The sequence below is a fragment of the Pseudomonas citrullilanati genome (assembly GCF_030580855.1).
GTDB lineage: Bacteria > Pseudomonadota > Gammaproteobacteria > Pseudomonadales > Pseudomonadaceae > Aquipseudomonas > Aquipseudomonas citrulli.
Genome location: NZ_JAUQOP010000017.1, coordinates 43961 through 70454, shown reverse-complemented (window position 1 = coordinate 70454; position 26494 = coordinate 43961). Strand labels below are relative to the sequence as shown.

Here is a 26494-nt window from a genome sequence, read left to right as displayed (position 1 = left end):
ACGGGGATAAATCCCCTCGCCACAATGATAAATCCCCTCGCCACAATAGAGTGGGGCAGGAAGAAACTCATGCATAACCCCTGCGCCGTCATCCCGGTCTACAACCACGAAACCGCCCTCCCGGCGGTGGTCCAGGCGTTGCTCGCCAATGGCCTGCCGTGCGTGTTGGTGGATGACGCCAGCAGCCCGGCCTGCGCGGCGGTGCTGGAGCGACTGGCCGAGGATGAGCGGGTGCACCTGGTCAGGCTGGCGGTCAACCAGGGCAAGGGCGGCGCCGTGATGACCGGGCTGCGGGAAGCATCGCGCCTGGGCTTCACCCACGCCTTGCAGGTGGATGCCGACGGGCAGCACGACCTCGGCGATGTGCAGACCTTCATCGAACAATCCCGCGCCCACCCCGACGCACTGATCTGCGGCTATCCGCGCTACGACGCCAGCGTGCCGAAAGGTCGCCTGTACGCCCGCTACCTGACCCACGTGATGGTCTGGATCAACAGCCTGTCGCTGCAAATCCGCGATTCCATGTGCGGCTTCCGGGTCTATCCGCTGCCGCCGACCCTGGCGGTGATCGGCTCGGCCAACATTGGCAAGCGCATGGATTTCGATTCGGACATCCTGGTGCGCCTGGCCTGGCGCAATCAACCGATGCGCTGGCTGCACACCCGGGTGCATTACCCCCAGGACGGGGTCTCGCACTTTCGCCTGTTCCACGACAACGTGCTGATCTCCAGCATGCACACCCGGCTGTTCTTCGGCATGCTGGTGCGCCTGCCGCTGATCCTCTGGCGACGGTGGCGGGCATGAGCCTCGACGCAGACAAGCAGCACTGGGCCGACCGCCAGGAGCGCGGCAGTTTCTGGCTGATGAAGCTCACCGCATTCGCCGCCAAGGTGCTGGGCCGACGCTTGCTGACCCCGGTGCTGTACGGGATCGTCCTGTACTTCTTCATCTTCGGCCGCAGTGCGCGCCAGGCCGCCTGGCAATACCAGCAACGCCTGGCCGACTGGAGCGCGCGCCCCGAACTGCGCCCGACCCGCTGGCGGGTGTTCGGACAGTTCATGGCCTTTGCCGACTCCCTGCTCGACAAGCTCGACGTCTGGAACGGCAAGCTGAGCATCGACCAGATCGAAATCGTCGACACCGCGCGGCTGCGCAATCACCTGCGCGACGCCCGCGGGCAAATGCTGGTGGGCGCGCACCTGGGCAACCTGGAAATGTGCCGGGCCCTCGCCGAGCTGGGCGAGAAAGTCACCATGAACGTGCTGGTGCACACCAAGCACGCCGAGCAATTCAACCGCCTGCTGGGCGAAGCCGGGGCCACGCACTTGCGCCTGATCCAGGTCAGCGAACTGGACCCGGCCGTCATGCTGCAACTGAGCGAACGCCTGGAGCGCGGCGAGTGGCTGGCGATTGCCGGCGACCGCGTGCCCCTGCACGGCGGACGCAGCGTCACCGTGGACTTCATGGGCCACCCGGCCGCCTTTCCCCAGGGCCCATGGCTGCTGGCCGGCCTGCTGAAATGCCCGGTCAACCTGCTGATGTGCCTCAAGCACGAGGGGCGCTATCGCGTCACCCTCGAGCCTTTTACCGATGCCGTGGTGTGGAAACGCAGCGAGCGCGAGCAAGTGATCGCCCACTGGGCCGGCCGCTACGCCGAGCGCCTGGCGCAATTCTGCCTCCAGGGCCCCCAACAGTGGTTCAACTTTTACCCTTTCTGGAAGACCGATGACGATGCCCACTCTTGAGCCGGTAATCTTTGGCGAACGCCCCTTGCGCATCGAAGACGTGCTGGCCCTAGCCAACCGTCAGGCGCCGACGCAGTTGCAGGACGACCCGGCGTTTCGCCAGCGCATCGCCAAGGGTGCGCAGTTCCTCGACTCGCTGCTGGACAAGGAAGGCGTGATCTATGGCGTGACCACCGGCTACGGCGATTCCTGCGTGGTGGCCGTGCCGTTGCACCACGTCGAGGCCCTGCCCCGTCACCTCTACACGTTCCACGGCTGCGGCCTGGGCAAGCTGCTGGATGCCCAGGCCACCCGCGCGGTGCTGGCGGCGCGCTTGCAGTCGCTGTGCCACGGCGTATCCGGGGTGCGGGTCGAATTGCTGGAACGGCTCCAGGCTTTCCTCGAACACGACATCCTGCCGCTGATCCCCGAAGAGGGTTCGGTGGGTGCCAGCGGCGACCTCACGCCGCTGTCCTATGTGGCCGCGACCCTCTCCGGTGAGCGCGAGGTGATGTACCGTGGCGAGCGCCGGCCGGCCGCCGAGGTGCACCGTGAGCTGGGTTGGACCCCACTGGTGCTGCGGCCCAAGGAAGCCCTGGCGCTGATGAACGGCACCGCCGTGATGACCGGGCTGGCGTGCCTGGCCTTCGCCCGTGCCGATTACCTGCTGCAACTGGCCACCCGCATCACCGCGTTGAACGTCGTCGCCCTGCAAGGCAACCCGGAGCATTTCGATGAGCGCCTGTTCGCCGCCAAGCCGCACCCGGGGCAGATGCAGGTGGCCGCGTGGCTGCGCAAGGACCTGGCGATCGACGCGCCGACCGCGCCGCTGCATCGCCTGCAAGACCGCTACTCCCTGCGTTGCGCGCCCCATGTGCTCGGCGTGCTGGCCGACAGCCTGAACTGGCTGCGCGCGTTCATCGAAACCGAGCTCAACAGCGCCAACGACAACCCGATCATCGACGCCGAAGCCGAGCGGGTGCTGCACGGTGGGCATTTCTACGGCGGCCACATTGCCTTCGCCATGGACAGCCTGAAGAACCTGGTGGCCAACGTCGCCGACCTGCTCGACCGGCAGCTCGCGCTGCTGGTGGACGAACGCTACAACCATGGCCTGCCGAGCAACCTGTCCGGCGCCAGTGCCGACCGGGCGATGCTCAACCATGGCTTCAAGGCGGTGCAGATCGGCACCAGCGCCTGGACCGCCGAGGCCTTGAAAAACACCCTGCCGGCCAGCGTGTTCTCGCGCTCCACCGAATGCCACAACCAGGACAAGGTGAGCATGGGCACCATTGCCGCCCGGGACGCGATCCGGGTGCTGGAACTGACCGAACAGGTCGCCGCCGCCACGCTGCTGGCGGCCCACCAGGGCGTGTGGCTGCGCAGCCGTGCCGAAGACGCGCGACCGCTGCCGCCGGCCCTGGCCGCCATGCACGCCCAGTTGGCCGAGGATTTTGCGCCGGTGATCGAAGACCGTGCCCTCGAAGGCGAACTGCGCCTGTGCCTGCAACGCATCGCCGAACAACACTGGAGGCTGCATGCGTAGCCAAGGCGTCTTGCACGTGGAAACGCAAATCGTCGTGCCGTTTTTCGACGTCGACTCGATGAACGTGGTCTGGCACGGCCACTACGTCAAATACCTGGAAGTGGCCCGTTGCGCCTTGCTCGATGCGATCGGCCACAACTACAACGACATGCTCGAATCCGGCCATGCGTGGCCGGTGATCGACCTGCAGTTGCGCTATGTGCGCAGCGCGGTGTTCGGCCAGACGCTGACCGTGCGCGCCAGCCTGGTGGAGTGGGAAAACCGCCTGAAGATCAACTACCTGATCAGCGACGCAAGCACTGGCGAACGCCTGACCCGGGCCAGTTCGGTGCAGGTGGCTGTGGAGATCGCCAGCCGCGAAATGCTGCTGGCCTCGCCGCGGGTCTTCGTCGAAGCCGTCGAAAGGAGGCTGCCATGAAACGCCTGTGCACCTGGTTGTTGCTGTGCTGCCTGGCGCCCCTGGCCCAGGCGTTCGACTTGCAACAGTTGAGCGAACAACTGGCCCGCCCGGAAGTGATCCACGGCCAGTTCATCCAGGAAAAACACCTGCGCGCCCTGCCCCAGCCCCTCGTCAGCAAGGGCCGTTTCGTCCTGGCGAAAAACCACGGCCTGCTCTGGCTGTTGCAAACCCCGCTGCAACAGGACTACCGCATCACCGCCCAGGGCATCGCCCGACGCGACGGCAATGCCTGGCAAATGCTGCCGAACAAGAGTGCCGGCGCCGAACAGAACCGGTTGTTCCTGGCGGTCTTGCAGGGCGACAGCAGTGGCCTGCTGCGGGATTTCGAATTGAGCCTGGCGGGCGAGCCGCAGCAATGGAAGCTGACGCTGACCCCGCGCTCGGTGCTGCTCAAGCAGGTGTTCAACCAGATCAACATCGACGGCGGCGAGCTGGTGCAACGCATCGAACTGCTGGAGACCCAGGGCGACCGCACGGTGCTGCGCATGCAGGACAGCGTTGCCACGCAACCCTTGAGCGAAGCGGAGCAGCATGACTTTGCCCAGTGAGCGCAGGCTTCCAAGGCTGTTCCTGATCCTGCTGCTGGCGGTGCTGGCGCTTGCCGGCTGGCAATGGCGCCACGGCGCGCCACTGTCGGCCAACCTGATGGAACTGGTGCCGGGCGTGTCCCCCGGCGCCTTGGAGCTGGTCGCCGAGCAGCGCATGCAAGAACCGCTGAACCGCGAGGTGCTGGTGCTGGTCGGTCACGCCGACCGCCAGCAAGCCATCGCCCTGGCGCAAACCCTCGGCCAGCAATGGCAGGCCAGCGGCCTGTTCGACAAGGTCCAGTGGACGTTGCAGGCCGACCTGCCGGCATTGCGCAGCCAACTACTCGACGGGCGCCTGGCGATGCTGTCGGCAACGGACCGGCAGCAATTGATCGAGCAACCCCAGGCATTCATCCAGCAGCGGGTGCAGGCGCTGTTCGATCCGTTCAGCGGTTTCAGCCTGGTGCCCAGCCAGGACGATTGGCTGGGCCTGACCGGGCGCATCCAGAACAGCCAGCCCCAGCGCGGCGCGATACAACTGGACGTGGGCAGCGGCGCGTTGATCGCCGACGCCGACGGCAAGCGCTGGGTGATGCTGCGGGCCCGCACCCAAGGCAACGCCTTCGACATGAACCTGCCGTTGCAAGTGGCCGAGCTGCTGCAACGCAGCCGCGACCAGGCCACCCAGGCCCAGGGCCAGTTGCTAGCGGCCAGCGGCCTGCTGTATGCCGCCGCCGGCCAGCAACAAGCCTCGCGGGAAATCACCTGGGTCGGCGGTGGCGCGACGGTGGGCATCCTGTTGCTGCTGTTGCTGGCCTTCCGACGCCTGCGGGTGTGGCTGGCGTTCGTTCCGGTGCTGGTCGGCATGCTGTTCGGCGCGGTGGCGTGCGTGGCGCTGTTCGGGCGCATGCACGTGATGACCCTGGTGCTGGGGTCCAGCCTGATCGGCGTGGCGGTCGACTACCCGCTGCACTACCTGTCCAAGAGCTGGAGCCTCAAGCCGTGGCGCAGTTGGCCGGCCCTGCGCCTGACCCTGCCGGGGCTGAGCCTGAGCCTGGCCACCACCTGCATCGGCTACCTGGCCCTGGCCTGGACACCGTTCCCGGCCCTGACCCAGATCGCGGTGTTTTCCGCCGCCGGACTGCTCGGCGCCTACCTGACCGCGGTCTGCCTGCTGCCGGCGCTGCTCAAGGGTGCGCAACTGCGCCCGGCCCAATGGCCGTTGCGCCTGTGCGAAGGCCTGCTCCAGGCCCGCGAAGCGTTGTTGGCACGGGTGCCCACGCCCATTCTGCTGGGGCTGCTGCTGGTCTTTTGCGCCGGTGGCCTCTGGCACCTGTCCACGAAAAACGATATCCGCCAGTGGATCGGCACCCCCCAGCACCTGACCGACGAAGCCCGCACCATCGCGCGCATCACCGGTTTCCAACCCACCAGCCAGTTCTTCTTGATTCGTGCCGATAACCAGGCCCAGTTGCTGGAGCGCCAGACCGCCCTCAACGAACGGCTGGACCAATTGGTCGGCCTGGAAAAGCTCCAGGGTTACCTGTCGCTCAACCAACTGGTCAGCCCGCCGGTCGAACAGCAGAAAGTCCGGGAGGCCCTGGCCCGGCTACCGGCGTTCTGGCAACCGTTGCTCGACCTCGGCGTGCCGGTCGCGGCCCTGCAAGCGGAGCTGGCGCGATTGCAGGCGCTGCCTGTGCAAGACATCGACGCGGCGCTGGCCGGGCCGCTGGCCGAGCCGTATCGCACGCTCTGGCTCGGCCCGACCGCGCAAGGCGTGGCCGCCACGATCAGCCTGCAAGGCTTGAACGACGCTGCGCTGCTGCGGGTGCAGGCGGTGGACCTGCCTGGCGTGCAATTGGTGGATCGCCTGGGGGACTTGAACCGGGTCTTCGCCGCCACGCAGATCAGCGCCGCCGAGTTGAAACTGGCTTCCTGCGTACTGATCGTGCTGGTGTTGATCTGGCCGTTCGGCCTCGGCGCTGCCTTGCGCATCGTCGCCCTGCCGTTGCTGGCGGCGATGTGCAGCCTGGCGAGCCTCGGCTGGCTGGGGCAGCCGCTGACCCTGTTCAGCCTGTTCGGGCTGTTGCTGGTGACGGCCATCGGCGTCGACTACGCGATCCTGATGCGCGAACAGATCGGCGGCGCCGCCGTGAGCCTGCTGGGGACCCTGCTGGCGGCGGTCACCACCTGGCTGTCGTTCGGCCTGCTGGCATTGTCCAGCACGCCGGCGGTGAGCAACTTCGGCCTGGCGGTGAGCCTGGGGCTGGCCTTCAGCTTCCTGCTCGCGCCTTGGGCCGGGCACCGGGCCCATGCGGCTGTGCTGGAGCCCGCCTCATGATGATCCTCGCGTTCTGGCTCATGACCCTGGCCTTGTTCGCCGCCGCGACGCTCATGGGCCGGCGCCTCGGGCTGATCCCGATCGTCAGCCAACTCCTGTTGGCGAGCCTTGGCCTGCCATTGCTGATGTATTGCTGGGTCGAGCCCGGCTGGCAGCTCAGTGGTGCACAACTGGTGTCGCCGCTGTGGCTGAAGAACCTCTACAGCATCGCGTTCGCCTTGCTGCTGGGGCACATCCTCAGCGACGTGATCGACCTGCGCCTGGACCGCCAGAGCGTGAAGATCGCCTTGCCGAGCTTCGGCGTGCCGTTTGCCTGCGGCCTGGCGACGGCATGCTGGTTGTTGCCGCCACAGCCCTGGATCAGCTCCCTGGCCGTGGGCCTGTTGTTTGCCATCACCGCGATCCCGGTGCTGTACCTGTACCTGCGCCACATCGACTACCCGCCGGCTGCCACCCGGCGACTGGTGCAAACGGCGATCCTGATCGACCTGGCCTGCTGGAGCCTGTTCGGCCTGGCCCAGGGCAGCCTGCACCTGGGTAGCCTGTTGCTGCCCCTGGCCGGCGCCTGCGTGCCACTGGGGTTGCGCCTGCTGCGCTTGCGCCAGCCGTTGCTGCACAGCGGCGTGTTCTTTGCGCTGCTGGTGGTGGCCGAGCACTACCGGCTCAATGCCCTGATCGTCGGCATCGGCTACCTGCTGTGCATGGCCGCGCTCAAGGTGCCGCTGGTGCTGCCGCTCAACGCCGCCTGGATGCAAGGCTTGCAGACCTACCTGGCGATCCCGCTGATCCTCACCTTCGGCATCGTCCAGATCGATGTCCACAGCGTCCTGGACAGCCTCGGCGCCGTGCAACTGGCGGCGTTGCTGCTGTTGCCGATTGCCAGCAAACTGTTGGGCAACTGGCTGGGCCTGGGCTGGGCCGGCGCGTCGTTCGCCGGTGCCAGCCGCTGGCGCGAAAGCGTCTTGCTGAACATCCGCGGCTTGAGCGAAATCGTCTTCCTCAACCTGCTCTTGCAACAACAACTCATCAGCCCGGCGTTGTACTTCACGCTGATGCTGATGGGACTGATCGCGACATTGCTGCCGGCCGTGGCCGGTTTCCACCGTATACCCTCGATTGCCGCCCCGGCCAGGAGCCCCCGTGCCAACAGTTGAAATGGAACGTCGACAGGTCGTCATCATCGGCGCAGGCCCTTCCGGCGCCATCGCCAGTGCCTTGCTCAAGCGCAAGGGGCACGATGTGCTGGTCATCGAGCGCCAGCATTTCCCACGGTTCTCCATCGGTGAGAGCCTGTTGTCCCATTGCCTGGACTTCGTCGAGGAAGCCGGCATGCTCGACGCGGTCAACGCCGCCGGGTTCCAGCGCAAGAATGGCGCGGCATTCGCCTGGAGCGAGCGCTACAGCGCCTTCGATTTCGGCGACACGTTCAGCGCCGGCAAGCCAACCACCTTCCAGGTGCAGCGCGCCGACTTCGACAAGCTGCTGGCCGACCAGGCCGCGCTGCAAGGCGTGGAGATCCGCTACGGCCAGGCCATCACCCACGCCGATTTCAGCCTCGACCGGCCGCAACTGGCGGTGCAGCGCGAGGACGGCAGCGAGTACCGCGTGCAGGCCGACTTCGTCCTCGACGCCAGTGGCTACGGCCGGGTGCTGCCACGCCTGCTGGACCTCGAGGCACCGTCGAACTTCCCGGTGCGCCAAGCGGTGTTCACCCACATCGAGGATCGCATCGACGCGCCGACGTTCGACCGCGAAAAGATCCTCATCACCACCCACCCGACGCACCGCGACGTGTGGTTCTGGACCATTCCGTTCAGCGGCGGGCGCTGCTCGGTGGGCGTGGTTGCCGCCGCGGAACATTTCGCCGGCCGCACCGAGGACCTCGATGCCTGCCTGCGCGGCTTCATCGACGAAACCCCGAGCCTGGCCGGCGTGCTGCATAACGCGGTGTGGGACACCCCGGCGCGGACCATCGGTGGCTATTCGGCCAATGTCAAAACCCTGCACGGCCCCGGCTTCGCGCTGCTGGGCAATGCGGCGGAATTCCTCGACCCGGTGTTCTCCTCCGGGGTGACCATCGCCATGCGCTCGGCGAGCATGGCCGCCGGCGTGCTGCACCGCCAGCTGCAAGGCGAAACCGTGGACTGGCAAGGCGAGTTCGCCGAGCCCCTCAAGCGCGGCGTCGACACCTTCCGCTGCTACGTCGAGGGCTGGTACGCCGGCACCTTCCAGGACGTGATCTTCTACACCGAGGGCTCGGCCGACATCCGCCGGATGATCAGCTCGATCCTGGCCGGCTACGCCTGGGATGAGCGCAACCCGTTCGTCAGCGAGCCCAAGCGCCGCCTGCGCATGCTCTCGGAAATCTGCGCGAGCCCGGCCCCATGAGCTACCTGAGCGACAACTACGTCGAAGAAACCCGCTTCGGGTTCTGGTTCCTGCGCAGCCACACCTGGCAGCACCATGTCCTGCGGGTGGCGATCAATGACCTGCGCCGCCTGTTCAGCGATCCGCTGCCGGTCGACCCGGTGTTGCTGGACGCCGGTTGCGGCCAGGGCAAGTCGTTCCAGTACCTGCGCCAGGCCTTCGCGCCGCAACGCCTGATTGGCGTCGATGCCGACCCCCACAGCCTGGCACTGAGTGCCGAGGAAGCCGCGCGCCAAGGCATGGCGGTGGAATTGATCGGCAGCGACTGCGCGCAACTGGCGGTGCCGGATGCCAGCGTCGACCTGCTGTTCTGCCACCAGACCTTCCACCACCTGGTGGAGCAGGACAAGGCCCTCGCCGAGTTCCATCGGGTGCTCAAGCCCGGCGGTTACCTGATGTTCGCCGAATCCACCGAAGCCTATATCGATACCTGGGTGATCCGCTGGCTGTTCCGGCATCCGATGCACGTGCAGAAAAGCGCCGCGCAATACCTGGAGATGATCCGCAACCAGGGCTTCCAGTTCGAGGCGCGTCACGTGTCCTACCCCTACTTGTGGTGGAGTCGCGCCAAGGACTTCGGCCTGCTGGAGCGCCTGGGCCTGCGCCGTCCCAAGCCGTTTGGCGAACGCGAGGAAACCCTGGTCAACGTGGTGGCCCGCAAGCCTTTCGAAGGGGCGGGCCAATGATGCGTAGCGCGCTGCGTCACGGCCTGCTGCTCGGCTGCCTGCTGCTCGGCGCCTGCGCCAGCCGTGTGCCGCTGCCTGCGCACACGCCGACCCTGGCCTTGCCGATGCAACTGCATGTCGAGCGGCAATTGGCCGGCCAGCGCCTGGATTGGTTGCTGGTGGTCCAGCGCGAAGGCGCCGGCATCCGCTGGTCGATGATGGACCCGCTGGGCATTCCCGTGGCCCGCCAGCGCCTGGTCGACGGCGAGTGGCAAGCCGATGGCCTGCTGCCGCCCAACGCCGAGGCCCGCGAGCTGTTCGCCGCGCTGTTGTTCGCCCTGACGCCGGCCGCCGAACTGGCGGGCAACTACCCGACTGCCCGGCAACAGGCTGGGCAACGGCGCCTCGATCCGCGCTGGCAAGTGCGCTACCAGCCACCGCAGGGTTTTGACCTGAGCCTGCCCGAAGGCCTGCACTACCGCATCACACCGTTGACCGAGAACGCGCCATGACCGCCTATTTGAATGCCCTCGGCGTGATCTGCGCCCTGGGCCGCGACAAGCACACCGTTGCCCGCAACCTGTTTGCAGGCGACTGCTCGGGCATGCGCGTCGAGGCCGGCTGGGTCGCCGAACGGGCATTGCCGGTGGCCTCGGTGACCGGCGAGTTGGCGGCCATTCCCCATGCCTTGGTTGCGCAAAACAGCCGCAACAACCAGTTGCTGCTGGAAGCCGGCCTGCAGATCCGCCCCGAGATCGACCGGGCCATCGAGGCCTACGGTCGCGCGCGCATCGGCATCGTGCTGGGCACCAGCACCTCGGGCATCGATGAAGCCAGCCAGGGCATCGCCCACTACCTGCGCGAGCAACGCTTCCCCGACGGCTACGACTACCAGCAGCAGGAGCTCAGCGCGCCGGCCAATTTCCTTTCCGACTGGCTCGGCCTGGGTGGCCCGTCCTACGTGATTTCCACCGCCTGCACCTCCAGTGCCCGCGCCTTGATGAGTGCCCGGCGCCTGCTGGACCTGGGCCTGTGCGATGCGGTGATCTGCGGCGGCGTGGACAGCTTGTGCAAGCTGACCCTCAACGGCTTTTCGGCGCTGGAAGCGGTGTCGAGCGAACGCTGCAATCCGTTTTCGGTGAACCGCAGCGGCATCAACATCGGCGAAGCGGCGGTGCTGTTCCTGATGAGCAGGACGCCCGCCGACGGCACTCCGATTGCCTTGCTGGGCGACGGCGCCAGTTCCGACGCCCACCATATTTCCGCCCCGGAACCCAGCGGCCGCGGCGCCCGCCAGGCGATGGAAAAAGCCTTGCGCAGCGCCGGCCTCGACGCCGGCCAGATCGACTACCTGAACCTGCACGGCACCGCCACCCAACACAATGACGCCATGGAAAGCCAGGCCGTGGCCGGGCTGTTCCCGGCGGGCGTGCCCTGCTCGTCGACCAAGCCCATGACCGGCCACACCCTTGGCGCCGCCGGGGCCCTGGAAGCGGCATTCTGCTGGCTGGCCCTGAGCGCCGAGAATGCCGCCCAGGCCTTGCCACCGCACCTGTGGGACGGCCAGGCCGATCCCGACCTGCCGGCGCTGGCCCTGACCCGGGCCGGCTGCCGCCTGAACCCGACTTTCCCGCGCCGCCTGATGAGCAATTCGTTCGCCTTCGGCGGCAACAACGTCAGCCTGATAATCGGAGACGCCCCATGATTGACTGGCCGCTCGCCGAACTGCTGCCCCACGCCGGCGACATGATCCTGATCGACCGGATCGTCGCCTTCGATGACGAGCAGATCCATACCCGTACCCTGGTCAAGCCCGGCGGCCTGTTCAGTCGCGAAGACGGCGCCTTGCCGGCCTGGGTCGGCATCGAGCTGATGGCCCAGAGCGTCGCCGCGTTCGCCGGTTGCCATGCGCGCCAACGGGGCGAGGCGGTGGCGCTGGGCTTCTTGCTCGGCACTCGCAAGTTCGAATGCAACGTCGAGCACTTTCCTGCCGGCACCGAACTGGCCATCCACGGCGTGCGCTCGCTGGAAGACGACAACGGCATGGGCGTGTTCGAATGCCACATCCATGCCCCCGGCATCCATGCCACCGCCCGCTTGAACGTGTTCCGCCCGCCCCAGGCCGCCCATTACCTCAACGAACCGCCCGCAACAGGAAACCTGTCATGACTGAATCCGTACTGGTCACCGGCTCCAGCCGTGGCATCGGCCGCGCCATCGCCCTGCGCCTGGCCCAGGCCGGGCATGACATCGTGCTGCATTGCCGCAGCGGCCGCGCCGAAGCCGACGCCGTCCAGGCCGACATCCAGGCGCTGGGCCGCCAGGCCCGGGTGCTGCAATTCGACGTCAGCGACCGCGCCGCCTGCAAAGCCATCCTCGACGCCGATGTCGAGGCCCATGGCGCCTACTACGGCGTGGTGCTCAACGCCGGGCTGACCCGCGACGGCGCCTTCCCGGCCTTGAGCGAAGACGACTGGGACACGGTGATGCGCACCAACCTCGACGGTTTCTACAACGTGCTGCACCCGGTGATGATGCCGATGATCCGCCGGCGCGCCGCCGGACGGATCGTCTGCATGACCTCGGTATCGGGGCTGATCGGCAATCGCGGCCAGGTCAACTACAGCGCCTCCAAGGCCGGCCTGATCGGCGCGGCCAAAGCGTTGGCAATCGAACTGGCCAAGCGCAAGATCACCGTCAATTGCGTCGCGCCCGGGCTGATCGACACGGCCATGCTCGATGAAAACGTACCCGTGGAAGAACTGATGAAGATGATCCCCGCCCAACGCATGGGCACCCCGGAAGAAGTCGCTGGCGCGGTGAATTTCCTGATGTCCGCCGAAGCCGGCTACATCACCCGGCAGGTCCTGGCCGTCAACGGAGGCTTGTGCTGATGAAGCGCGTCGTCGTCACCGGCATGGCCGGCATCACCTCCGTGGGCAGCGATTGGGACACCATCGCCGCCAACTTCGCCGCCAACCGCAGCGGCATCCGGCGCATGGACGAGTGGGACCGCTTCACCGAATTGAACACCCGCCTGGCCGGGCCGATCGATGACTTCCAGGTGCCAGCCCACTGGACGCGCAAGCAACTGCGCAGCATGGGCCGGGTCTCGCGCCTGGCCGTGGCCTCGGCGGAACAGGCCTTGGCCGATGCGGGCCTGTTGGGCGACGAGTCGATCAAGGACGGGCGCATGGGGGTGTCCTGCGGCTCGTCCACCGGCAGCACCGACGAGATCAAAGCGTTCGGCAACATGCTGCTCAACAGCGTGGCCGAAGGCCTGAATGCCAACTCCTATGTCCGGATGATGCCCCACACCACGGCGGCCAACCTGAGCATCTTCTTCGGCCTGACCGGCCGCCTGATTCCCACGTCCAGCGCCTGCACCAGCGGCAGCCACGGCATCGGCTACGCCTACGAGGCGATCAAGTTCGGGCGCCTGCCGCTGATGCTCGCCGGCGGCGCCGAAGAACTCTGCCCGACCGAGGCGATGGTCTTCGATGCGCTCTACGCCACCAGCCTGAAGAACGATGCGCCGCAAACCAGCCCGCGCCCCTACGACAAGGGCCGCGACGGCTTGGTGATCGGCGAAGGCGCCGGCATGCTGGTCCTCGAGGAACTGGAACATGCCCTGGCCCGGGGAGCGCGGATCCACGCCGAGATCGTCGGCTTCGGCAGCAACGCCGACGGCCAGCACGCCACCCGTCCGGAGCTGAGCACCATGCGCCGGGCCATGGAACTGGCCCTGGAAGACGCCGGCCTGGCCCCCGGCGCCATCGGCTACGTCAACGGCCACGGCACCGCCACCGAGCAAGGCGACGTGGCCGAAACCCTGGCCACCAGCAGCCTGTTTGGCGAACACATGCCCATCAGCTCGCAGAAAAGCTTCCTCGGCCACACCCTGGGCGCCTGCGGCGCGCTGGAGTCCTGGTTCAGCATCGAAATGCTCAACCGCGACCTCTACGTGCACACCTTCAACCTCGACGAGGTTGATCCCGCGTGCGGCAAGCTCGATTATCTGCGCAACGAGTTCCGGCCGATGAGCCATGAATACGTGATGAACAACAACTTCGCCTTTGGCGGGGTCAATACTTCGCTGATTTTCCGCCGCTGGCGCTGAATCGGATTCAAATACCCGTTCCCCCCGTCAAGGAGACCATGATGTCGTTGAAGAAAATCGCCGTGACCGCCGCCCTGTTGCTCGGCACCCTGCCGGCCATCAGCCAGGCCCGTGATACCGCGCTGTTCCTGCCGTTCGACAAGGTCGTCGCCGACGCCATCCGCACCGGCAAGATCGACGGCAGCGTGAAGTTCTACCTGGCGGGCAACCAGCCGGCCGGCAAGGTCACCGTGGTCAGCCCTGGTGCGGTGACCAACAAGAAGACCAACGCCTTCAACAAGTCCGACGAAGCGGCCTGCGAATGGGTCCTGCAATCGGCCCTGATCAGCCTGCACCAGGCGGCCAGGAACGCCGGCGCCAATGCGGTGACCAACATCGTCAGCTTCTACAAGAGCAATGAGCGCAAGGATCCTGCGACCTATGAATGCCATGCCGGCGCGATCATGGCGGGCGTGGCGTTGAAGGGGGATTTGGCGAAGGTGCAGTGAGTCAGGCCTGGTTTTCGATTCGCTGAATCATCATGGAGCGAGCCTCCTCGCCAAAGCGGTGTATCAGGTAGGTCGCTATCGCCTGTGCCATCGCCTTCGCGAGCAGGCTCGCTCCCACGCAGGGGATCCGCTGCGCAGGGATGCCCCGCTACCCGGCCCGATGCCGCCGCGTGCGGTACCTATCTACCGCCCGCGTTCCACCTCGCTTGAATAGGTTGTTCTTCCGTACACTTTCCCAGGAAGAACACATGCTGGATAACACTACCTCGCCGGCCGATGGCCCGGCAGACCCAAGCGCCGCGCTGACCAGCCTGTTGAAGGCCTCGCAGCAGCGGATGATCCGCCTGAACGAAGCCGTTCCACGCGCCTCGAAGGTGCTGGCCCGGTATCTGGATGACGGGCTGCATAGCGCCCTGCCCGCCCTGTCCGAGCGCCTCACCGCCCAGGACATAGTGGTCCGCAGGCAACAGGACGGGATCGAGACCCGGGTTCGCCTCGATACGCTGTTCAACCAGGCAATCGCCGGCCGGTTGAATGCCCGCGCGTTCTTCGACGAATCCGGCAGCATCGATCTGGTCATCGATCAATATCACACCCGCCCCACCCCCAAAGCCCTGGATGACCTGGAGCGCTTGATCAGCCTGCCGCTGGTGTCGTGCAAGCAACTGCTGAGCCAGGCGCTGGATGACTTCTGTACCGGGCCCGCCGACTTCAGCCAGGGCCTGGGCGTCGGTGCCTGGCTGCCCGGTGAGTTGGCCCTGCAACTCAAGGCCCAGGCGGACCTCCACAAGCTCGACGGGACGCTGGGCACATCGATGCACAAGGCGTTGACGGAGCGTGCCTTGTCGGCACCGGACGCCGCGGCCCGTGGACGGATGCCGGCCCATCAGCGGCCTGGCGTCCATAGCCTGAGCACGACCCCGGCAGGCTGGGCGGTCAGCGTGCCGGTCCCCATGGCGGTGGTGCTGACCCAACATGACAATGTCGACGAGTCGGGGGGTGCGTTGCTGTATCGCCCCGGCGAACCGTTGCACATCCACCAGGACCTGGCGGCGCTCAAGGCCAGCCTGAAGGAAGACGGCGAGCCTGGGGACGAGATCGAGACAGCCCCGATTGCCGGGGATTTCCTTGCCCGCCTGGTCAGCGAACTGCTAGTGGAACAAAGGAACGCCGTCGCCAGCATCTTCTTGAGCGGCCCGGCAGAAGCGGAAGAGATCGACACCTGGCTGGGCAGGCTGGACGCCGCCGCGCAGCTGGGCAATCGGCTGGACCTGGCCGCGGCCATGGACGAGCGCGAACTGCGGCTGGGCCTGAACAAGCTCGCCGACTGGCTGCACGCCAACCCCGATGTCACCGGCAGCGACCGCCTGGCGTGGTGGCAGGCGACCCAGGCCTTGCAGGCCAGCCTGGTGGAAACGGCACCGGTGCCAGACCCGGTGTCACTGGCCACCCCGGACGCCCTTTATGCCCGCACCCGCACCCTGCTGGCGGGGGCCATCCGCGAGAAATACCCACCAGTCGACCCTGACCAGGTGTGGCTGGGCATCAGGAAAGAAGTGATCGATCCCCACGCGCCCACCGGCGGCTCGCCGTTTGGTTCGGGGGTCTCGCAAGGCAGTGTCAGGGGGGTCATCGATGACCGTCGCTCACTGACGCAATGGGCGATGTCCAACCTGACGCTGGAGGAACGCAATGCCCCCTCCACCACTGTGGACGGGCCCTTGAGTTTTGCCCAGATTGTCGAAGTCATCGAGCGCGCCGATGTCGGCGCCCGCCTGCCGACCGAGCTGCAGGTGGCGGCCTGGCGGACCCAGTCACCATGGATGGCCCTCAAGGCGCAGCAGATGCGGGCGCAGGTGTGGGCGGCGCATATTTCCGGCGACCTGCGCCACGACCGTGACAATACCGGGCTGAAGCTGGTGCTGGCGGCGCTGGACAGCCCTGGGGCGACAGGCCGGGCCAAGGTCGGCGGGCATGAGGTGGTGGTGCGTCAGTTGCACTGGGGCGACAGTGTGTTGAAGGAAGTCCTGGCGTTTGGGGTCAAGGCGTTGGCAAGCCGTCCCTCGCTGACGCTCTACACACCGGGAGCTCCCGACGGCAAGGTGTTTCGCGATGTGGATGCGGCGAGCAGCCGGACGTTGGAAGCAACCGTGGCGCAGGCGCTGACCGCCACGGCGCAAATGACCCGCTGGCTGATTTCCCAGCTGCCGTTGCTGGAACAGGCCGAACAGCTTGCCAGCCTGATGCCGTTGTCGGAAAACCTGACCCTGGAGCAGAAGATCAAGCGCGTCACGCGCTCCGTCTTCGCCTGGACGAAAGACCGCGCACAGAATGACTTCGCCCGGAAAATCGCAGCGTCTGCGGTGGAAACCGACTTGTTCAAGGTGCTCCACGAAACGCAGATCGCCCACGCGATCAAGACCGCGCAGATGCTGACGGTGACCAATGCCGAGCGCGACAGTGCGTCCGCCCGGGAGGGACGCCGCAACGCCGTCATGCTGCTGACGGGCGCCATGTCGATGTTCCCGGTGGGCCGGCTCGGTGGCCTGTTGGGTCGGGCGATCCTGCCGACCATGGCGGGGGGTGCGGCGGTGTCGGCCATCGATGATCAGGGCGGCAGCGTCAGCCAGTGGACCGCTGATTTCATAAGCGGGCTGGGAGAGGTGGTCGCCGAAGCCGGGCAGGACCTGATCATGGCCCGCGCGGGACGCCGACGGCAGGCACGCCCGACCCTGTCGTCCCTGCCCCGCATGCCGGATCCTGAGCTGGAGCCCTATCGCCTCGACGGCTTCGACGGACACGGGTTGATCGCCGAGGGACGCCACCGCTACAGGGGCGCCGACGGCCAGGGCTATTTGCAACTGGGAGATGGCTATTACAAATCGGCGATCCAGGCCGGTGAACGAATCATTTATGCGCCGGACAACCGCACGAACCAGCGCACGGTGGTTTGGGAAAATGACCGCTGGCGCGTGATGGAACCCCTGCGCCTGCGAGGCGGCGGGCCGCTCCAGAGCCTGTTGAGCCGCGCACCGCAAACACCTCACCAACGCACCTGCGACGCGTTGGTGGAAGGCGTGCTGATCATGAACCGCTACCCCATCCGCGAAGCCGTCGACACCGCCAGGGCCATTTTCGAGTCCATGCCCGAAGCGCTGGCCGAACGCATTCTTCGCGAGAGCATGGCGGATATCGGTGCCGCCGACCTCGACGCTTATCGCACCAAAGTCAGCGAGTTGACCCGGGGCCAGGGTGACCCGGCCAGACGCCAGACCGCCTACGAACACCTGTTGGACAAGATGAACACCTGGAGCATCGTCGTCCTCAGCAGCGAGAACATCGAGCAAAACGTCTCCAACATCAACCTCGGCGAAAGCCAGAAAATAAAGATCTACGACACGATCCTCTCCCATAAGAATATTTTCTTCACCGAAGACCGGATCCGGGTCAACACCACGGTCATCACAGACAACATTACCGGCGCTGTCTTCATGGCATTCACCTCCCAGGGAGGGAGGAAGAAAATGGCCATGGACAAAATAGCCAAGGACACCCGGGACATGTTGAACACCGTGGAGGCCGAGATGGATGCGCGCACGCACGCCCTGTTCCCGGGAAATGACCCTGCCGCCCAGGCCGCCCGGAAAAACCACAAGGCCTCGGAGCAATACCACAACGCGTTCATCGCTGCCCTGCGGGAAGAGAAGCAGCGCAGGCACAAGCCCGGGTTGCTGACGGAAATCAGGAACAATCGAGTGCCCTATATCATCGCCAACAAAGGCCAGTCACACCCCAACGTCATGTTGCTCACCGGGGAAGACATCAGCCACTTCAGCCGCACGCTCGCCAACTACGAACCGTTCGACATCGAGCTGGTGACCCAGGCCCGAAGCCACAAAGTGGACGGTCCACCACCGGCCGTCACACCCCCGGCCTCGCCCACCCCGACGCCTGCACCCGCCAAGTTCACCGTCACCCCCAGCCCCTTGGCCGAGGCCCAGATGGCCTACGCCACCTTCACGGAGGCGGCGAAAACCCGAATCAAGGTGATCACCGAAGATATTCGCGCAGGAAGGATCACCACCAAGAAGATCAACCGCTATTACTGGTACACCATGGCCCAGTTGTCCCCGGGCGGTGGCAAAGGCGCCTGGCGCGCCGCGTTCGAACGCAAGGGCGATACCTGGACCCTCCAGGGCTTCTATGATTACCACGTCAACGGCCCTGCGACGGTTTGGGAGGGCTGACCCGCATGGCGGGGCGACTTCAATACTCACATCCCCAAAAGCCTCTCTGCAAAGAGCCCGACTGACCAGGGCTCTTTGCACGGGTGAAAGCTCATATCGAAGGCGAGCTGGCATTTTCAGAAAATTCCCACAGGAAAACGTTGAGCCTTAGGGCTAGTGTCCTATCTCGGAAATACGTTCTCTTCTGGCGAGTGGCTTGGGTGTTCGGCCAAGGCGCCGCGACGAGTCATGGCAGGGCTATGGCGAGGAGTGGCAATGCCGGTCGGGCACTCAGGACGCCGCCAAAAGTGAACAGCTTATTTGCGAGACAGGACACTAGGGTCACTCCCTCAACGCTACTGGGACAAGCCAATGAATGAACCCACCCAAAAAGCAGTCATCGTCTTCAGCGGCGGCCAAGACTCCACCACCTGCCTGATCCACGCGTTACCGCGATATGAAGAAATCCATTGCATTACGTTCGACTACGGCCAACGCCATCGTGCGGAAATCGAAGTGGCGCGGCAGCTTTGCGAGAAACTCGGCGTCACCGCGCACAAAGTCCTGGATACGTCGCTGCTCAATGAGTTGGCCATCAGCAGTCTGACCCGCGACGCGATCGCTGTCCCGCCTGCGAACAGCGCCGCTAACGGCCTACCTTCCACCTTTGTCCCCGGCCGAAATATCCTGTTTTTGACGCTGGCGTCTATTTACGCCTATCAAGTAGGCGCCCAGGCCGTCATTACCGGTGTTTGCGAAACAGACTTTTCCGGCTATCCGGACTGCCGTGACGGGTTCATCAAGGCCTTGAACGGTGCCATCGAGCTTGGCATGGACTATAAGCTGCGCATCGAGACGCCCCTGATGTGGTTGACCAAGGCGGAAACCTGGGCCCTGGCCTACTATCACAATCAATTGGAACTGATCCATCAAGAAACCTTGACCTGCTATAACGGGATCAAGGGACACGGGTGCGGCAATTGCGACGCCTGTCACCTTCGCGCCAATGGGCTCGAAGCGTTCCTGAAGAATGGAGAAAAGGTGCTGGACAGTTTGAAACGCAAGCTGGGGTTACCCACGGCCGACACTGCTCAAGGCTGTAGCTCGAATGATCAAGACTTGAAAATGCTGCCCCGCAAATGAAGGAGGGCGAAAGCCCAGCGCCACTCGGAATTCGTGGCGAGGGAGCTTGCTCCCGCTGGGGCGCGCAGCGGCCCATTCGAGTTTGCCGCACAACCCAACGGGAGCACGCGCCCTCGCCACGGAGGATCGCGCGGCTTATCGGCTGTCGCGGGCGGGGCTGTCTTGCGCATCGCCACACAATAACGCCACGAACGCCCGCGCCATCGGCGAGCGCTGGTCCTTGCGCTGCACCAGCCACACCGCCGACACCGCCGCCGGATCGAGCAACGGCCGGTAGACGACGCCGTCGATGCGCATGCGCTGGTAGGACGCGGGCAATACCGAGACGCCCAGGCCCGCAGCCACCAGGCCGATGATGGTCATGGCTTCGCCGGCTTCCTGGGCGAAGTGCGGGCTGAAACCGGCGTCCCGTGCCAGGCTCAGCAATTGCGCGTAGAGACCGCTGCCGTAACTGCGGGGAAAGAACACGAACGGCTCCTGGGCCAGCGCCGACAGGAACAGGCCGGCATCGCTGCCCTGGGCCAGCGGGTGCTTGGAGCTGAGCACGGCCACCAGTGGTTCGCGGCTGAGTTCGATCTCGCTCAGGGACTCGGGCAGTGGCAACGGCCGCATGATGCCCACCTCGATATCCCCTTCCATCAACCCGTCGGCCACCTGGGTGCTGCTCATTTCCCGCAGGTTCAGGTGCACGGCGGGGAAGCGCTGGCGAAAGGTGAAGAGCGCCTGGGGGATCGTCGAGTTGAACGGTGCCGAAGAGGTGAAACCGATCTTCAGTTCGCCCAACTCGCCCAGTTGCGCACGACGGGCCACGTCGGCGGCCTTGTCGACCTGCACCAACACCCGCCGCGCCTCGTCGAGGAACAGCCGCCCGGCTTCGCTCAGTTCGACCCGACGATTGGTGCGCTCGAACAAACGCGCGCCGACTTCCTGTTCCAGCGCCTGGATCTGCTGGCTCAAGGGTGGCTGGGAAATGCCCAGGGCCAAGGCGGCGCGGCCAAAATGCAGTTCTTCGGCGACGGCGATGAAGTAACGCAGATGACGCAATTCCATGGTCCACCCAACAAGTCGCGAAACGTCTTAAACAGGTCGAACAATATATTGGATAGAAACATTAGCCGGCTATATGCTTTTTTTACTGCCTGCCTGATCGTGCTCCCGCGAGGTCCACCGTGAAAACTGCTGTCGCGCCACTGGCCCATGAAATACCCCCCCGCGTACAGGATGACGTCGCCACCGAACTGAAGGACATCTACATCGAGAAAGGCACGCCGATGTTCATGCGCACGGTGCTGGCGCTGTTCTGCGGCGGCTTCGCGACGTTCGCCCTGTTGTACTGCGTGCAACCGATGATGCCGCTGCTGTCCAGGGAGTTTTCCGTCAACGCGGCGCAAAGCAGCCTGATCCTCTCGGTGGCGACCGGCCTGCTCGCCATCGGCCTGCTGATCACCGGGCCGATTTCCGACCGCATCGGCCGCAAGCCGGTGATGGTCGCCGCCCTGTTCGCCGCGGCGTTGTGCACGCTGGCCAGCGCCATGATGCCGACCTGGCACGGCGTGCTATTGCTGCGCGCCCTGGTGGGGTTGTCGTTGAGCGGGTTGGCGGCAGTGGCGATGACTTACCTCAGCGAAGAAATCCACCCCAAGCACATCGGCCTGGCGATGGGGCTGTACATCGCCGGCAACGCGATCGGCGGCATGTGCGGGCGCCTGATCACCGGCGTACTGATCGACTTCGTCAGCTGGCACACCGCGATGCTGGTGATCGGCGGCCTGGCCCTGGTCGCGGCGGCGGTGTTCTGGCGGATCCTGCCGGAGTCGCGCAATTTCCGGCCCCGCTCGCTGCACCCGCGCAGCCTGCTGGACGGCTTCACCCAGCACTTCCGGGACGCCGGTTTGCCGTTGTTGTTCCTTGAAGCCTTCGTCCTGATGGGCGCCTTCGTGACCCTGTTCAACTACATCGGCTACCGCCTGCTGGCCGAGCCTTACCACATGGATCAGGCGTTCGTCGGGTTGCTGTCGGTGGTGTACCTGTCGGGCATCTACAGCTCGGCGAAAGTCGGCGCGCTGGCGGACAAGCTCGGCCGGCGCAAGATGCTCTGGGCCACCATCGCCCTGATGCTGGCCGGCCTCGCACTGACCATGGCCACGCCGCTGGTGCTGGTGATCCCGGGCATGCTGGTGTTCACCTTCGGTTTCTTCGGTGCCCATTCGGTCGCCAGCAGCTGGATCGGCCGCCGCGCCCTGACCGCCAAGGGCCAGGCATCCTCGCTCTACCTGTTCAGCTATTACGCCGGATCGAGCGTGGCGGGCACTGCGGGCGGCGTGGCCTGGCACCTGGGCGGCTGGAACGGTGTCGGCCTGTTCATCGGCGCGTTGCTGCTGGTGGCGTTGACGGTGGCGGTGAAGCTGGCGAAGTTGCCGGTGTTGCCAGGTAACCTGCCGGCTTAGGCGGGCGCGGCCCCAGTTCAGGCCAGGCCTTGGTGGTAAGGGGATTTATTCCCGTCGCGATTGGCCTGCGTTGCGCCATAGCGCCTGAGGCGGCTTCGCAGCCTGGCTGGGATGAATCCCCTCGCCACAGGCTATTTTTTCAACCGATCATTGTGCCAACACCACCCGTGCCTCCAACACACCGTCCCGCACCTCCAGGGTCAGCGCCTGCAATGCCGCGCCATCGCGCTCGTGGCGGTCCAGCCAGAGAAGCAACGGGTTGGCGTCGCCGGTGACGGTGAGTCGCACCGCATCGCCATCGACGTCCATCTCGGCAATATCCAGCCCCGCAGCCGTGGCGCTGTCATTGAGCCGCACCGACAACGGCCGCGTCACCGTGGGAGTGTCCCGGGCCGGTTCGGCACGCTGGATGCGCACGTTCAGTTCGGCCTGCTGGCGATACTGCCGCTCGGCGACCTCCAGTCGTTGCCCGGTGGGGCGCCAGATCGCGCCATAACCCACGACCACCAGCAACAGCCCGGCAAGCCCCAGCAACAGCGCCTGCTCCCGGCGCGATATGCCGGCCCAGGCCTGTTTCAACCGTCGTGCTCCATTGATCTTCATCGACCGTTCTCCAGCGTCAGGACGGCTTGCACGCGATTGCCTTGTTTGCTCGCGCTACCCAGGACCAGGGGCAGACCATTCTGCTGGCCGCGTTCGCGCAGTTGTTCCAGCTCGACGAAGCTGTTGGCTGTCAGTTGGATCTTCCAGCCATCGCCTTCGCGAAAATCGATGCGCTGTACGTCGACATGACTGGCGCCGATGACCCGCTCCACCAGTTGGGCCAGGCGCCCGACCTGGGTGTCCTGGCGCTCGCCGCCGCGACTCTGCAGGGCCTGGAATTGCGCCGCCAGGTCGACGATGCGGCTTTGCTCGGGGTACAGCGCCCTGAAACGCTGCTCGCTCTGGCTGTACAGCCGCCGTGTCTCGCTTTCCAGGAAAGCCACGCGGGCTTCACTGAAGGCCCAGCTCAACACCAGGACGCCCAGCACCATGGCCGCCGCGCCGCGCCACGGCAGACGCGGCCGGCGGCGCCGGAAGTCACCTTGCAACAGGTCGATGGGATGCCCGCCCGTGTTCAGCAACCACTCATCGATGCCCGGACGGTCGCGGGCCTCGTCCAGCCAGTGAATGTCCTCGCCGAGGCCCGGCTTGAGCGCCGCCAGAGCCGCGCCCGACAACGCCACCCGCGCCGCCAGCGCGCCGCCCAGCAACCAGCGGCCAAACCAGCGCACGCCAAACGCTTGGTCACCGGCCAGCAAATCGGCATCGACATGCACCGCACGCACGTCGACGCCCTGTTCGTCGAGCAGGGTCAGCAGCGCCCGGAGCCGGCTGCGTTGCGTCACCAGCAGTGGGTAACGGTGCTGGCGGTCCCGTGGGCCGACGGCGATGTGCAGCGTCTCCAGGTTTTCACTCAGTTGTTCTTCGATGGCGAATGCCAGCGCCTGAGGGCGTGGCTGGCGCCGGGACGGCCATGGATCGCTGCGCACCCAACTGCACATTTCCATCGGCAACAGCACCACGACCGCACGCCCGGCCAGTTCGCGCGCCGCCTCGTGCAGGGGCAAGCCACGTCGCTCGCCTCCGGGCGACCAGACGCAGCAGGGCCAGTGGGCAGAGGGCGCATCCAGGCCTTCGGCTGTCAGGTAAAGCCAGTTTTTCATCGAGCAAGCTCATCAGGGCTGAAGGGTAGGAAACGACGCTGGCGTACAGTCCAGCGTCCGCTAGCGGCGTCTCGTTCGAGGTCGGAGGCCAGGCGCAGACGGTGGCCGGCACGCGTCACGCTCACGGTGATACGGAACCAGCGACTGGTCACGCCCAGACCATGGCTGCTGAGGCCCAAGCCGGACAACAGCGGATCATCGGTAAACGCCTGCACACTGGCGTAGGGGGCTTGCCGACGCTGCTCGGCCACCGCCCTTGCTGGCTCAGCCTCCATGCCCTCCAGGGTCATCAACAGCAGTGGCGGCGCGGTGTTGACATTCAGCCGGGCGTCCTTGGGCAGCAGCGCCACCCAGGGCTCCAGGCGCCGCAACGTAGGGCCATCGATGCCGGGCAACAGGCGCAGCTGGCTTAACTCATGCACCACGCCGACCTGGGGCAACGACATCGCCGGTAACTCCAGCAAGGCAAGCAGACGGGCCCATCGACCGAGGGTGACCTGATCGACCTGCCCCTGGGCCAGCAAGGGGGTGAGGTTCAGCCGCGCGGACAGGTCTTCGATCGCCACATGGACCTCGGCGTCTTCCAGCACCCAGGGCGGTTCGCGCCGGGCCCAGTCCTGGCTCAGGTCCACCGGTCCGGAGGGCGCGGCCAGGCTCTCTTCCAGCCGCGCTTGCGCCCAGGCCTCGCCGGCCAACCCCAATTGACGCAGCTGGACCTGCTGCAACGGCTGCGCGCTGCTGTGCAACAACAGCCGATGGCTGTGCAACATGCCGCCAATCACCAGCAACGCCAGGCTCAGCACCAGCAACACACTGATCAGCGCCACGCCCCGTTGTCGACTCATGGCCACGCCCCCGGCAACAGCAGCACGCGGCGGATCTGTTCGAAACGCCCGGCGGACACCACCAGTTCCAGCGCCAGCGGCGCACCGTCGCGGACGGTTTCGCCGTGCCAGCCGCGCTGCGCATCGAACACTCGCCAGCTCAGGGCGCGCACGTCATCGAGCAATTTCTGCTGCTGCACGACGGTGCTTCCCTCGGCGCGGCTGTCGCGCCAGAGCACCGAGCCTTCGAGTCGATAAGTCACCGCCTGGCGCTCGCTGCGCGGTTGGTCCTGGGGGTTGCGCCAATGGCTGCGCTGCAACTGGAGGCCGGTCGGCGCGAGCACGACCGAACCGAGGACGGCTTGCCAGGCATCGCGCTCGATCACCCCCACCGCACGTTGCAAGGTACGGATCTCCTGCTCGTGCCGGGCGCTGCCCTGCTGGACGCGCAAGACGCCGTCGAACAACCGCCAACTGGCCAGGCCGAGCAAGGCGAAAATGGCGATGGCGATGACCAGCTCCAACAAGGTGAAGCCCGACTGTCTATTCGTCACGCTGGCGGATCCATCCCAGGGTGCGGTGCACAAGCGACGCGTCGCCGGCACGGCTGACCTGGATCTCGACCTGGAGCAGGCGCGGGTCATGGGCCGGAACAATGCGCTGCTGCAGCGTCCAGTCGCGGCGGTCCAGGCGCAGGTCCAGGCGTTGCTGCCCGGGCACCGGGGCAGGTTGCAGGCGCAGCTCGCTCAACTGATTGTCCGCCAGCCACGCGCCGAACAGGCGCTCCTCCAGCCCGGCGCCCTGCTTGAGCACAAACTGGCTGGCCGAAAGCACCGCCGCCGCCACCGTCGCAAAAATCGCCAGGGCGATCATGACCTCCAGCAAGGTGAAGCCACGGCTGTCGGCGGCCAACCTGCGCGCATCACTCATCGGTCGTCGGCTCCGCCAGGCCATCGCTGGAGACCTGGGACAAGCGCTGGCCGGCGGCCTGGACAAACAACCGGAACGGGCTGATCTCATCGCTGCTGAGCATCAGCAACTGCGGCGCGCCGGGCGCGTCGTCGAGGGCCACGGCGTGGCCGTCCTGCTCAAGCCCCAGGGTCAGGGTGTCCGGCAGGCGCTGCAACGTCGCCACCGGGGTCCAGCCCTGGGCATCGAGCCGCAGCGCCTGGTACCCGTGCACGCGTATGCGCAGCCCGTATTCCTCGTTTTCCAGCACCGCCCGCTCGCGCAACTGTTGCACCATGCGGATGAATTGCCCGGCCTGCTGCCGGGCTTCCCGGGCCGGGTTCGGGCCCACGGCGAGGCTGACCATGCCGGCCGCGATGCCCATCAGGACAATGACCACCATCAGTTCCAGCAAGGTGAAGCCCCGGCAACGGGCGCCCCGGTTCATTCGGCCCAATTGCCGATGTCGGCTGCCAGCCCATCGCCACCCGGCGCCCCATCGGCGCCCAGCGAGTACAGGTCATAACTGCCGTCGAGCGACCTGAGCCCCGGGTGGAGGTACTGGTAGGGCGTGCCCCACGGATCGATCGGCAGGCTCTTGAGATACCCCTGGGGGTTCCAATTGCGCGGCGCGGGCGTGCCCCCCGGACGTTTGGTCAGCGCTTCGAGGCCCTGCTGCGTCGAGGGGTACTGGAAGTTGTCGAGCCGATACATTTCCAGGGCCGTGGCGATCGCCTGGATGTCGGTGCGGGCGGCCGTGGCCTTGGCCTGATCGGGCCGGCTCATGAACTGCGGCACCACGATGGCGCCGAGGATGCCGATGATGACCACCACCACCATGATTTCGATCAGGGTGAAGCCGCGTTGAAGGCGTACAGGTCGGTTGTGTCGAGGATGCATGG

The 26494-nt window shown here is 66.0% G+C and carries 26 protein-coding genes; 18 read left to right on the top strand and 8 right to left on the bottom strand.

Annotation, left to right across the window (positions count from 1 at the left end; all coding sequences use genetic code 11):
• Positions 1 to 69 precede the first annotated feature (69 nt).
• From Q6A48_RS13535 to queC, 17 genes are all read left to right on the top strand, one after another.
• Complete coding sequence (locus Q6A48_RS13535; protein ID WP_304554610.1) at positions 70 to 804, top strand: glycosyltransferase family 2 protein; 735 nt, start codon at positions 70 to 72, stop codon at positions 802 to 804.
• Positions 801 to 1745, top strand: a complete 945-nt coding sequence (locus tag Q6A48_RS13530; protein ID WP_304554609.1) for a lysophospholipid acyltransferase family protein — start codon at positions 801 to 803, stop codon at positions 1743 to 1745. The genes Q6A48_RS13535 and Q6A48_RS13530 overlap by 4 nt, the downstream gene beginning before the upstream one ends.
• Positions 1726 to 3270 (top strand): HAL/PAL/TAL family ammonia-lyase, encoded by a 1545-nt coding sequence (locus Q6A48_RS13525; protein ID WP_304554608.1) that lies wholly within the window; start codon positions 1726 to 1728, stop codon positions 3268 to 3270. The genes Q6A48_RS13530 and Q6A48_RS13525 overlap by 20 nt, the downstream gene beginning before the upstream one ends.
• Complete coding sequence (locus Q6A48_RS13520) at positions 3263 to 3688, top strand: acyl-CoA thioesterase (RefSeq protein ID WP_304554607.1); 426 nt, start codon at positions 3263 to 3265, stop codon at positions 3686 to 3688. Before Q6A48_RS13525 ends, Q6A48_RS13520 begins: the two co-directional genes overlap by 8 nt.
• Positions 3685 to 4278, top strand: a complete 594-nt coding sequence (locus tag Q6A48_RS13515) for an outer membrane lipoprotein carrier protein LolA (RefSeq protein ID WP_304554606.1) — start codon at positions 3685 to 3687, stop codon at positions 4276 to 4278. The genes Q6A48_RS13520 and Q6A48_RS13515 overlap by 4 nt, the downstream gene beginning before the upstream one ends.
• On the top strand, positions 4262 to 6598 hold the full coding sequence (locus Q6A48_RS13510; protein ID WP_304554605.1) for an MMPL family transporter: 2337 nt from the start codon (positions 4262 to 4264) through the stop codon (positions 6596 to 6598). Before Q6A48_RS13515 ends, Q6A48_RS13510 begins: the two co-directional genes overlap by 17 nt.
• Entirely contained in the window at positions 6595 to 7752 is a 1158-nt protein-coding gene (locus Q6A48_RS13505) for a sodium:proton antiporter (protein ID WP_304554604.1), read from the top strand. Before Q6A48_RS13510 ends, Q6A48_RS13505 begins: the two co-directional genes overlap by 4 nt.
• Entirely contained in the window at positions 7739 to 8986 is a 1248-nt protein-coding gene (locus Q6A48_RS13500; protein ID WP_304554603.1) for an NAD(P)/FAD-dependent oxidoreductase, read from the top strand. The genes Q6A48_RS13505 and Q6A48_RS13500 overlap by 14 nt, the downstream gene beginning before the upstream one ends.
• Positions 8983 to 9711: a class I SAM-dependent methyltransferase gene (locus tag Q6A48_RS13495; RefSeq protein WP_304554602.1), complete on the top strand. Its 729-nt coding sequence runs from the start codon at positions 8983 to 8985 to the stop codon at positions 9709 to 9711. Before Q6A48_RS13500 ends, Q6A48_RS13495 begins: the two co-directional genes overlap by 4 nt.
• Entirely contained in the window at positions 9708 to 10202 is a 495-nt protein-coding gene (locus Q6A48_RS13490; RefSeq protein WP_369811697.1) for a DUF3261 domain-containing protein, read from the top strand. The genes Q6A48_RS13495 and Q6A48_RS13490 overlap by 4 nt, the downstream gene beginning before the upstream one ends.
• Entirely contained in the window at positions 10199 to 11395 is a 1197-nt protein-coding gene (locus Q6A48_RS13485) for a beta-ketoacyl-[acyl-carrier-protein] synthase family protein (RefSeq protein ID WP_304554601.1), read from the top strand. Before Q6A48_RS13490 ends, Q6A48_RS13485 begins: the two co-directional genes overlap by 4 nt.
• The gene (locus Q6A48_RS13480) at positions 11392 to 11859 is read left to right on the top strand and encodes a hotdog family protein (RefSeq protein ID WP_304554600.1); all 468 of its coding nucleotides are present in this window, start codon (positions 11392 to 11394) and stop codon (positions 11857 to 11859) included. The genes Q6A48_RS13485 and Q6A48_RS13480 overlap by 4 nt, the downstream gene beginning before the upstream one ends.
• The gene (gene fabG, locus Q6A48_RS13475; RefSeq protein WP_304554599.1) at positions 11856 to 12584 is read left to right on the top strand and encodes a 3-oxoacyl-ACP reductase FabG; all 729 of its coding nucleotides are present in this window, start codon (positions 11856 to 11858) and stop codon (positions 12582 to 12584) included. The genes Q6A48_RS13480 and fabG overlap by 4 nt, the downstream gene beginning before the upstream one ends.
• Positions 12584 to 13810, top strand: a complete 1227-nt coding sequence (locus Q6A48_RS13470) for a beta-ketoacyl-ACP synthase (protein WP_304554598.1) — start codon at positions 12584 to 12586, stop codon at positions 13808 to 13810. Before fabG ends, Q6A48_RS13470 begins: the two co-directional genes overlap by 1 nt.
• Before the next feature lie 41 nt (positions 13811 to 13851).
• Positions 13852 to 14298: an excinuclease gene (locus Q6A48_RS13465; RefSeq protein WP_304554597.1), complete on the top strand. Its 447-nt coding sequence runs from the start codon at positions 13852 to 13854 to the stop codon at positions 14296 to 14298.
• Between the two features lie 248 nt (positions 14299 to 14546).
• Positions 14547 to 18545: a dermonecrotic toxin domain-containing protein gene (locus tag Q6A48_RS13460; protein WP_304554596.1), complete on the top strand. Its 3999-nt coding sequence runs from the start codon at positions 14547 to 14549 to the stop codon at positions 18543 to 18545.
• A 351-nt stretch (positions 18546 to 18896) separates the two neighbouring features.
• A complete protein-coding gene (gene queC / locus Q6A48_RS13455; RefSeq protein WP_304554595.1) occupies positions 18897 to 19667 on the top strand; it encodes a 7-cyano-7-deazaguanine synthase QueC in 771 nt (256 codons plus the stop codon).
• 135 nt (positions 19668 to 19802) lie between these two features.
• Here the strand turns inward: queC and Q6A48_RS13450 are convergent, their stop codons facing one another.
• Entirely contained in the window at positions 19803 to 20717 is a 915-nt protein-coding gene (locus tag Q6A48_RS13450; RefSeq protein ID WP_304554594.1) for a LysR family transcriptional regulator, read from the bottom strand.
• Between the two features lie 119 nt (positions 20718 to 20836).
• On the opposite strand from Q6A48_RS13450, the gene Q6A48_RS13445 reads away from it, so the two are divergent.
• Positions 20837 to 22114, top strand: coding sequence for an MFS transporter (locus tag Q6A48_RS13445; protein WP_369811696.1), 1278 nt, complete (start codon positions 20837 to 20839; stop codon positions 22112 to 22114).
• 147 nt (positions 22115 to 22261) lie between these two features.
• On the opposite strand, the gene Q6A48_RS13440 is transcribed toward Q6A48_RS13445, so the two are convergent.
• From Q6A48_RS13440 to gspG, 7 genes are read right to left on the bottom strand one after another with little or no spacing between them, the layout of a single operon-like run.
• Positions 22262 to 22717 carry a type II secretion system protein M gene (locus tag Q6A48_RS13440; RefSeq protein ID WP_304554593.1) on the bottom strand — a complete coding sequence of 152 codons (456 nt, stop codon included), beginning with the start codon at positions 22715 to 22717 and terminating at the stop codon, positions 22262 to 22264.
• Entirely contained in the window at positions 22714 to 23820 is a 1107-nt protein-coding gene (gene gspL / locus Q6A48_RS13435; protein ID WP_304554592.1) for a type II secretion system protein GspL, read from the bottom strand. The genes Q6A48_RS13440 and gspL overlap by 4 nt, the downstream gene beginning before the upstream one ends.
• A complete protein-coding gene (locus Q6A48_RS13430; protein ID WP_304554591.1) occupies positions 23817 to 24665 on the bottom strand; it encodes a type II secretion system protein GspK in 849 nt (282 codons plus the stop codon). Before Q6A48_RS13430 ends, gspL begins: the two co-directional genes overlap by 4 nt.
• Positions 24662 to 25198, bottom strand: coding sequence for a type II secretion system protein GspJ (locus tag Q6A48_RS13425; RefSeq protein WP_304554590.1), 537 nt, complete (start codon positions 25196 to 25198; stop codon positions 24662 to 24664). The genes Q6A48_RS13430 and Q6A48_RS13425 overlap by 4 nt, the downstream gene beginning before the upstream one ends.
• Complete coding sequence (gene gspI / locus Q6A48_RS13420) at positions 25188 to 25574, bottom strand: type II secretion system minor pseudopilin GspI (RefSeq protein ID WP_304554589.1); 387 nt, start codon at positions 25572 to 25574, stop codon at positions 25188 to 25190. The genes Q6A48_RS13425 and gspI overlap by 11 nt, the downstream gene beginning before the upstream one ends.
• Positions 25567 to 26040 (bottom strand): type II secretion system minor pseudopilin GspH, encoded by a 474-nt coding sequence (gene gspH, locus Q6A48_RS13415; protein ID WP_304554588.1) that lies wholly within the window; start codon positions 26038 to 26040, stop codon positions 25567 to 25569. Before gspH ends, gspI begins: the two co-directional genes overlap by 8 nt.
• Positions 26037 to 26492: a type II secretion system major pseudopilin GspG gene (gene gspG, locus Q6A48_RS13410; protein ID WP_304554587.1), complete on the bottom strand. Its 456-nt coding sequence runs from the start codon at positions 26490 to 26492 to the stop codon at positions 26037 to 26039. The genes gspH and gspG overlap by 4 nt, the downstream gene beginning before the upstream one ends.
• Positions 26493 to 26494: the final 2 nt, after the last annotated feature.

What these genes read in the sequence shown, in the direction of transcription:
- Q6A48_RS13535 (WP_304554610.1), top strand. Translation starts at nt 70, where the DNA reads ATGCATAACCCCTGCGCCGTCATCCCGGTCTACAACCACGAAACCGCC.
- Q6A48_RS13530 (WP_304554609.1), top strand. Translation starts at nt 801, where the DNA reads ATGAGCCTCGACGCAGACAAGCAGCACTGGGCCGACCGCCAGGAGCGC.
- Q6A48_RS13525 (WP_304554608.1), top strand. Translation starts at nt 1,726, where the DNA reads ATGACGATGCCCACTCTTGAGCCGGTAATCTTTGGCGAACGCCCCTTG.
- Q6A48_RS13520 (WP_304554607.1), top strand. Translation starts at nt 3,263, where the DNA reads ATGCGTAGCCAAGGCGTCTTGCACGTGGAAACGCAAATCGTCGTGCCG.
- Q6A48_RS13515 (WP_304554606.1), top strand. Translation starts at nt 3,685, where the DNA reads ATGAAACGCCTGTGCACCTGGTTGTTGCTGTGCTGCCTGGCGCCCCTG.
- Q6A48_RS13510 (WP_304554605.1), top strand. Translation starts at nt 4,262, where the DNA reads ATGACTTTGCCCAGTGAGCGCAGGCTTCCAAGGCTGTTCCTGATCCTG.
- Q6A48_RS13505 (WP_304554604.1), top strand. Translation starts at nt 6,595, where the DNA reads ATGATGATCCTCGCGTTCTGGCTCATGACCCTGGCCTTGTTCGCCGCC.
- Q6A48_RS13495 (WP_304554602.1), top strand. Translation starts at nt 8,983, where the DNA reads ATGAGCTACCTGAGCGACAACTACGTCGAAGAAACCCGCTTCGGGTTC.
- Q6A48_RS13490 (WP_369811697.1), top strand. Translation starts at nt 9,708, where the DNA reads ATGATGCGTAGCGCGCTGCGTCACGGCCTGCTGCTCGGCTGCCTGCTG.
- Q6A48_RS13485 (WP_304554601.1), top strand. Translation starts at nt 10,199, where the DNA reads ATGACCGCCTATTTGAATGCCCTCGGCGTGATCTGCGCCCTGGGCCGC.
- Q6A48_RS13480 (WP_304554600.1), top strand. Translation starts at nt 11,392, where the DNA reads ATGATTGACTGGCCGCTCGCCGAACTGCTGCCCCACGCCGGCGACATG.
- fabG (WP_304554599.1), top strand. Translation starts at nt 11,856, where the DNA reads ATGACTGAATCCGTACTGGTCACCGGCTCCAGCCGTGGCATCGGCCGC.
- Q6A48_RS13470 (WP_304554598.1), top strand. Translation starts at nt 12,584, where the DNA reads ATGAAGCGCGTCGTCGTCACCGGCATGGCCGGCATCACCTCCGTGGGC.
- Q6A48_RS13465 (WP_304554597.1), top strand. Translation starts at nt 13,852, where the DNA reads ATGTCGTTGAAGAAAATCGCCGTGACCGCCGCCCTGTTGCTCGGCACC.
- Q6A48_RS13460 (WP_304554596.1), top strand. Translation starts at nt 14,547, where the DNA reads ATGCTGGATAACACTACCTCGCCGGCCGATGGCCCGGCAGACCCAAGC.
- queC (WP_304554595.1), top strand. Translation starts at nt 18,897, where the DNA reads ATGAATGAACCCACCCAAAAAGCAGTCATCGTCTTCAGCGGCGGCCAA.
- Q6A48_RS13450 (WP_304554594.1), bottom strand. Translation starts at nt 20,717, where the DNA reads ATGGAATTGCGTCATCTGCGTTACTTCATCGCCGTCGCCGAAGAACTG.
- Q6A48_RS13440 (WP_304554593.1), bottom strand. Translation starts at nt 22,717, where the DNA reads ATGAAGATCAATGGAGCACGACGGTTGAAACAGGCCTGGGCCGGCATA.
- gspL (WP_304554592.1), bottom strand. Translation starts at nt 23,820, where the DNA reads ATGAAAAACTGGCTTTACCTGACAGCCGAAGGCCTGGATGCGCCCTCT.
- Q6A48_RS13430 (WP_304554591.1), bottom strand. Translation starts at nt 24,665, where the DNA reads ATGAGTCGACAACGGGGCGTGGCGCTGATCAGTGTGTTGCTGGTGCTG.
- gspI (WP_304554589.1), bottom strand. Translation starts at nt 25,574, where the DNA reads ATGAGTGATGCGCGCAGGTTGGCCGCCGACAGCCGTGGCTTCACCTTG.
- gspH (WP_304554588.1), bottom strand. Translation starts at nt 26,040, where the DNA reads ATGAACCGGGGCGCCCGTTGCCGGGGCTTCACCTTGCTGGAACTGATG.
- gspG (WP_304554587.1), bottom strand. Translation starts at nt 26,492, where the DNA reads ATGCATCCTCGACACAACCGACCTGTACGCCTTCAACGCGGCTTCACC.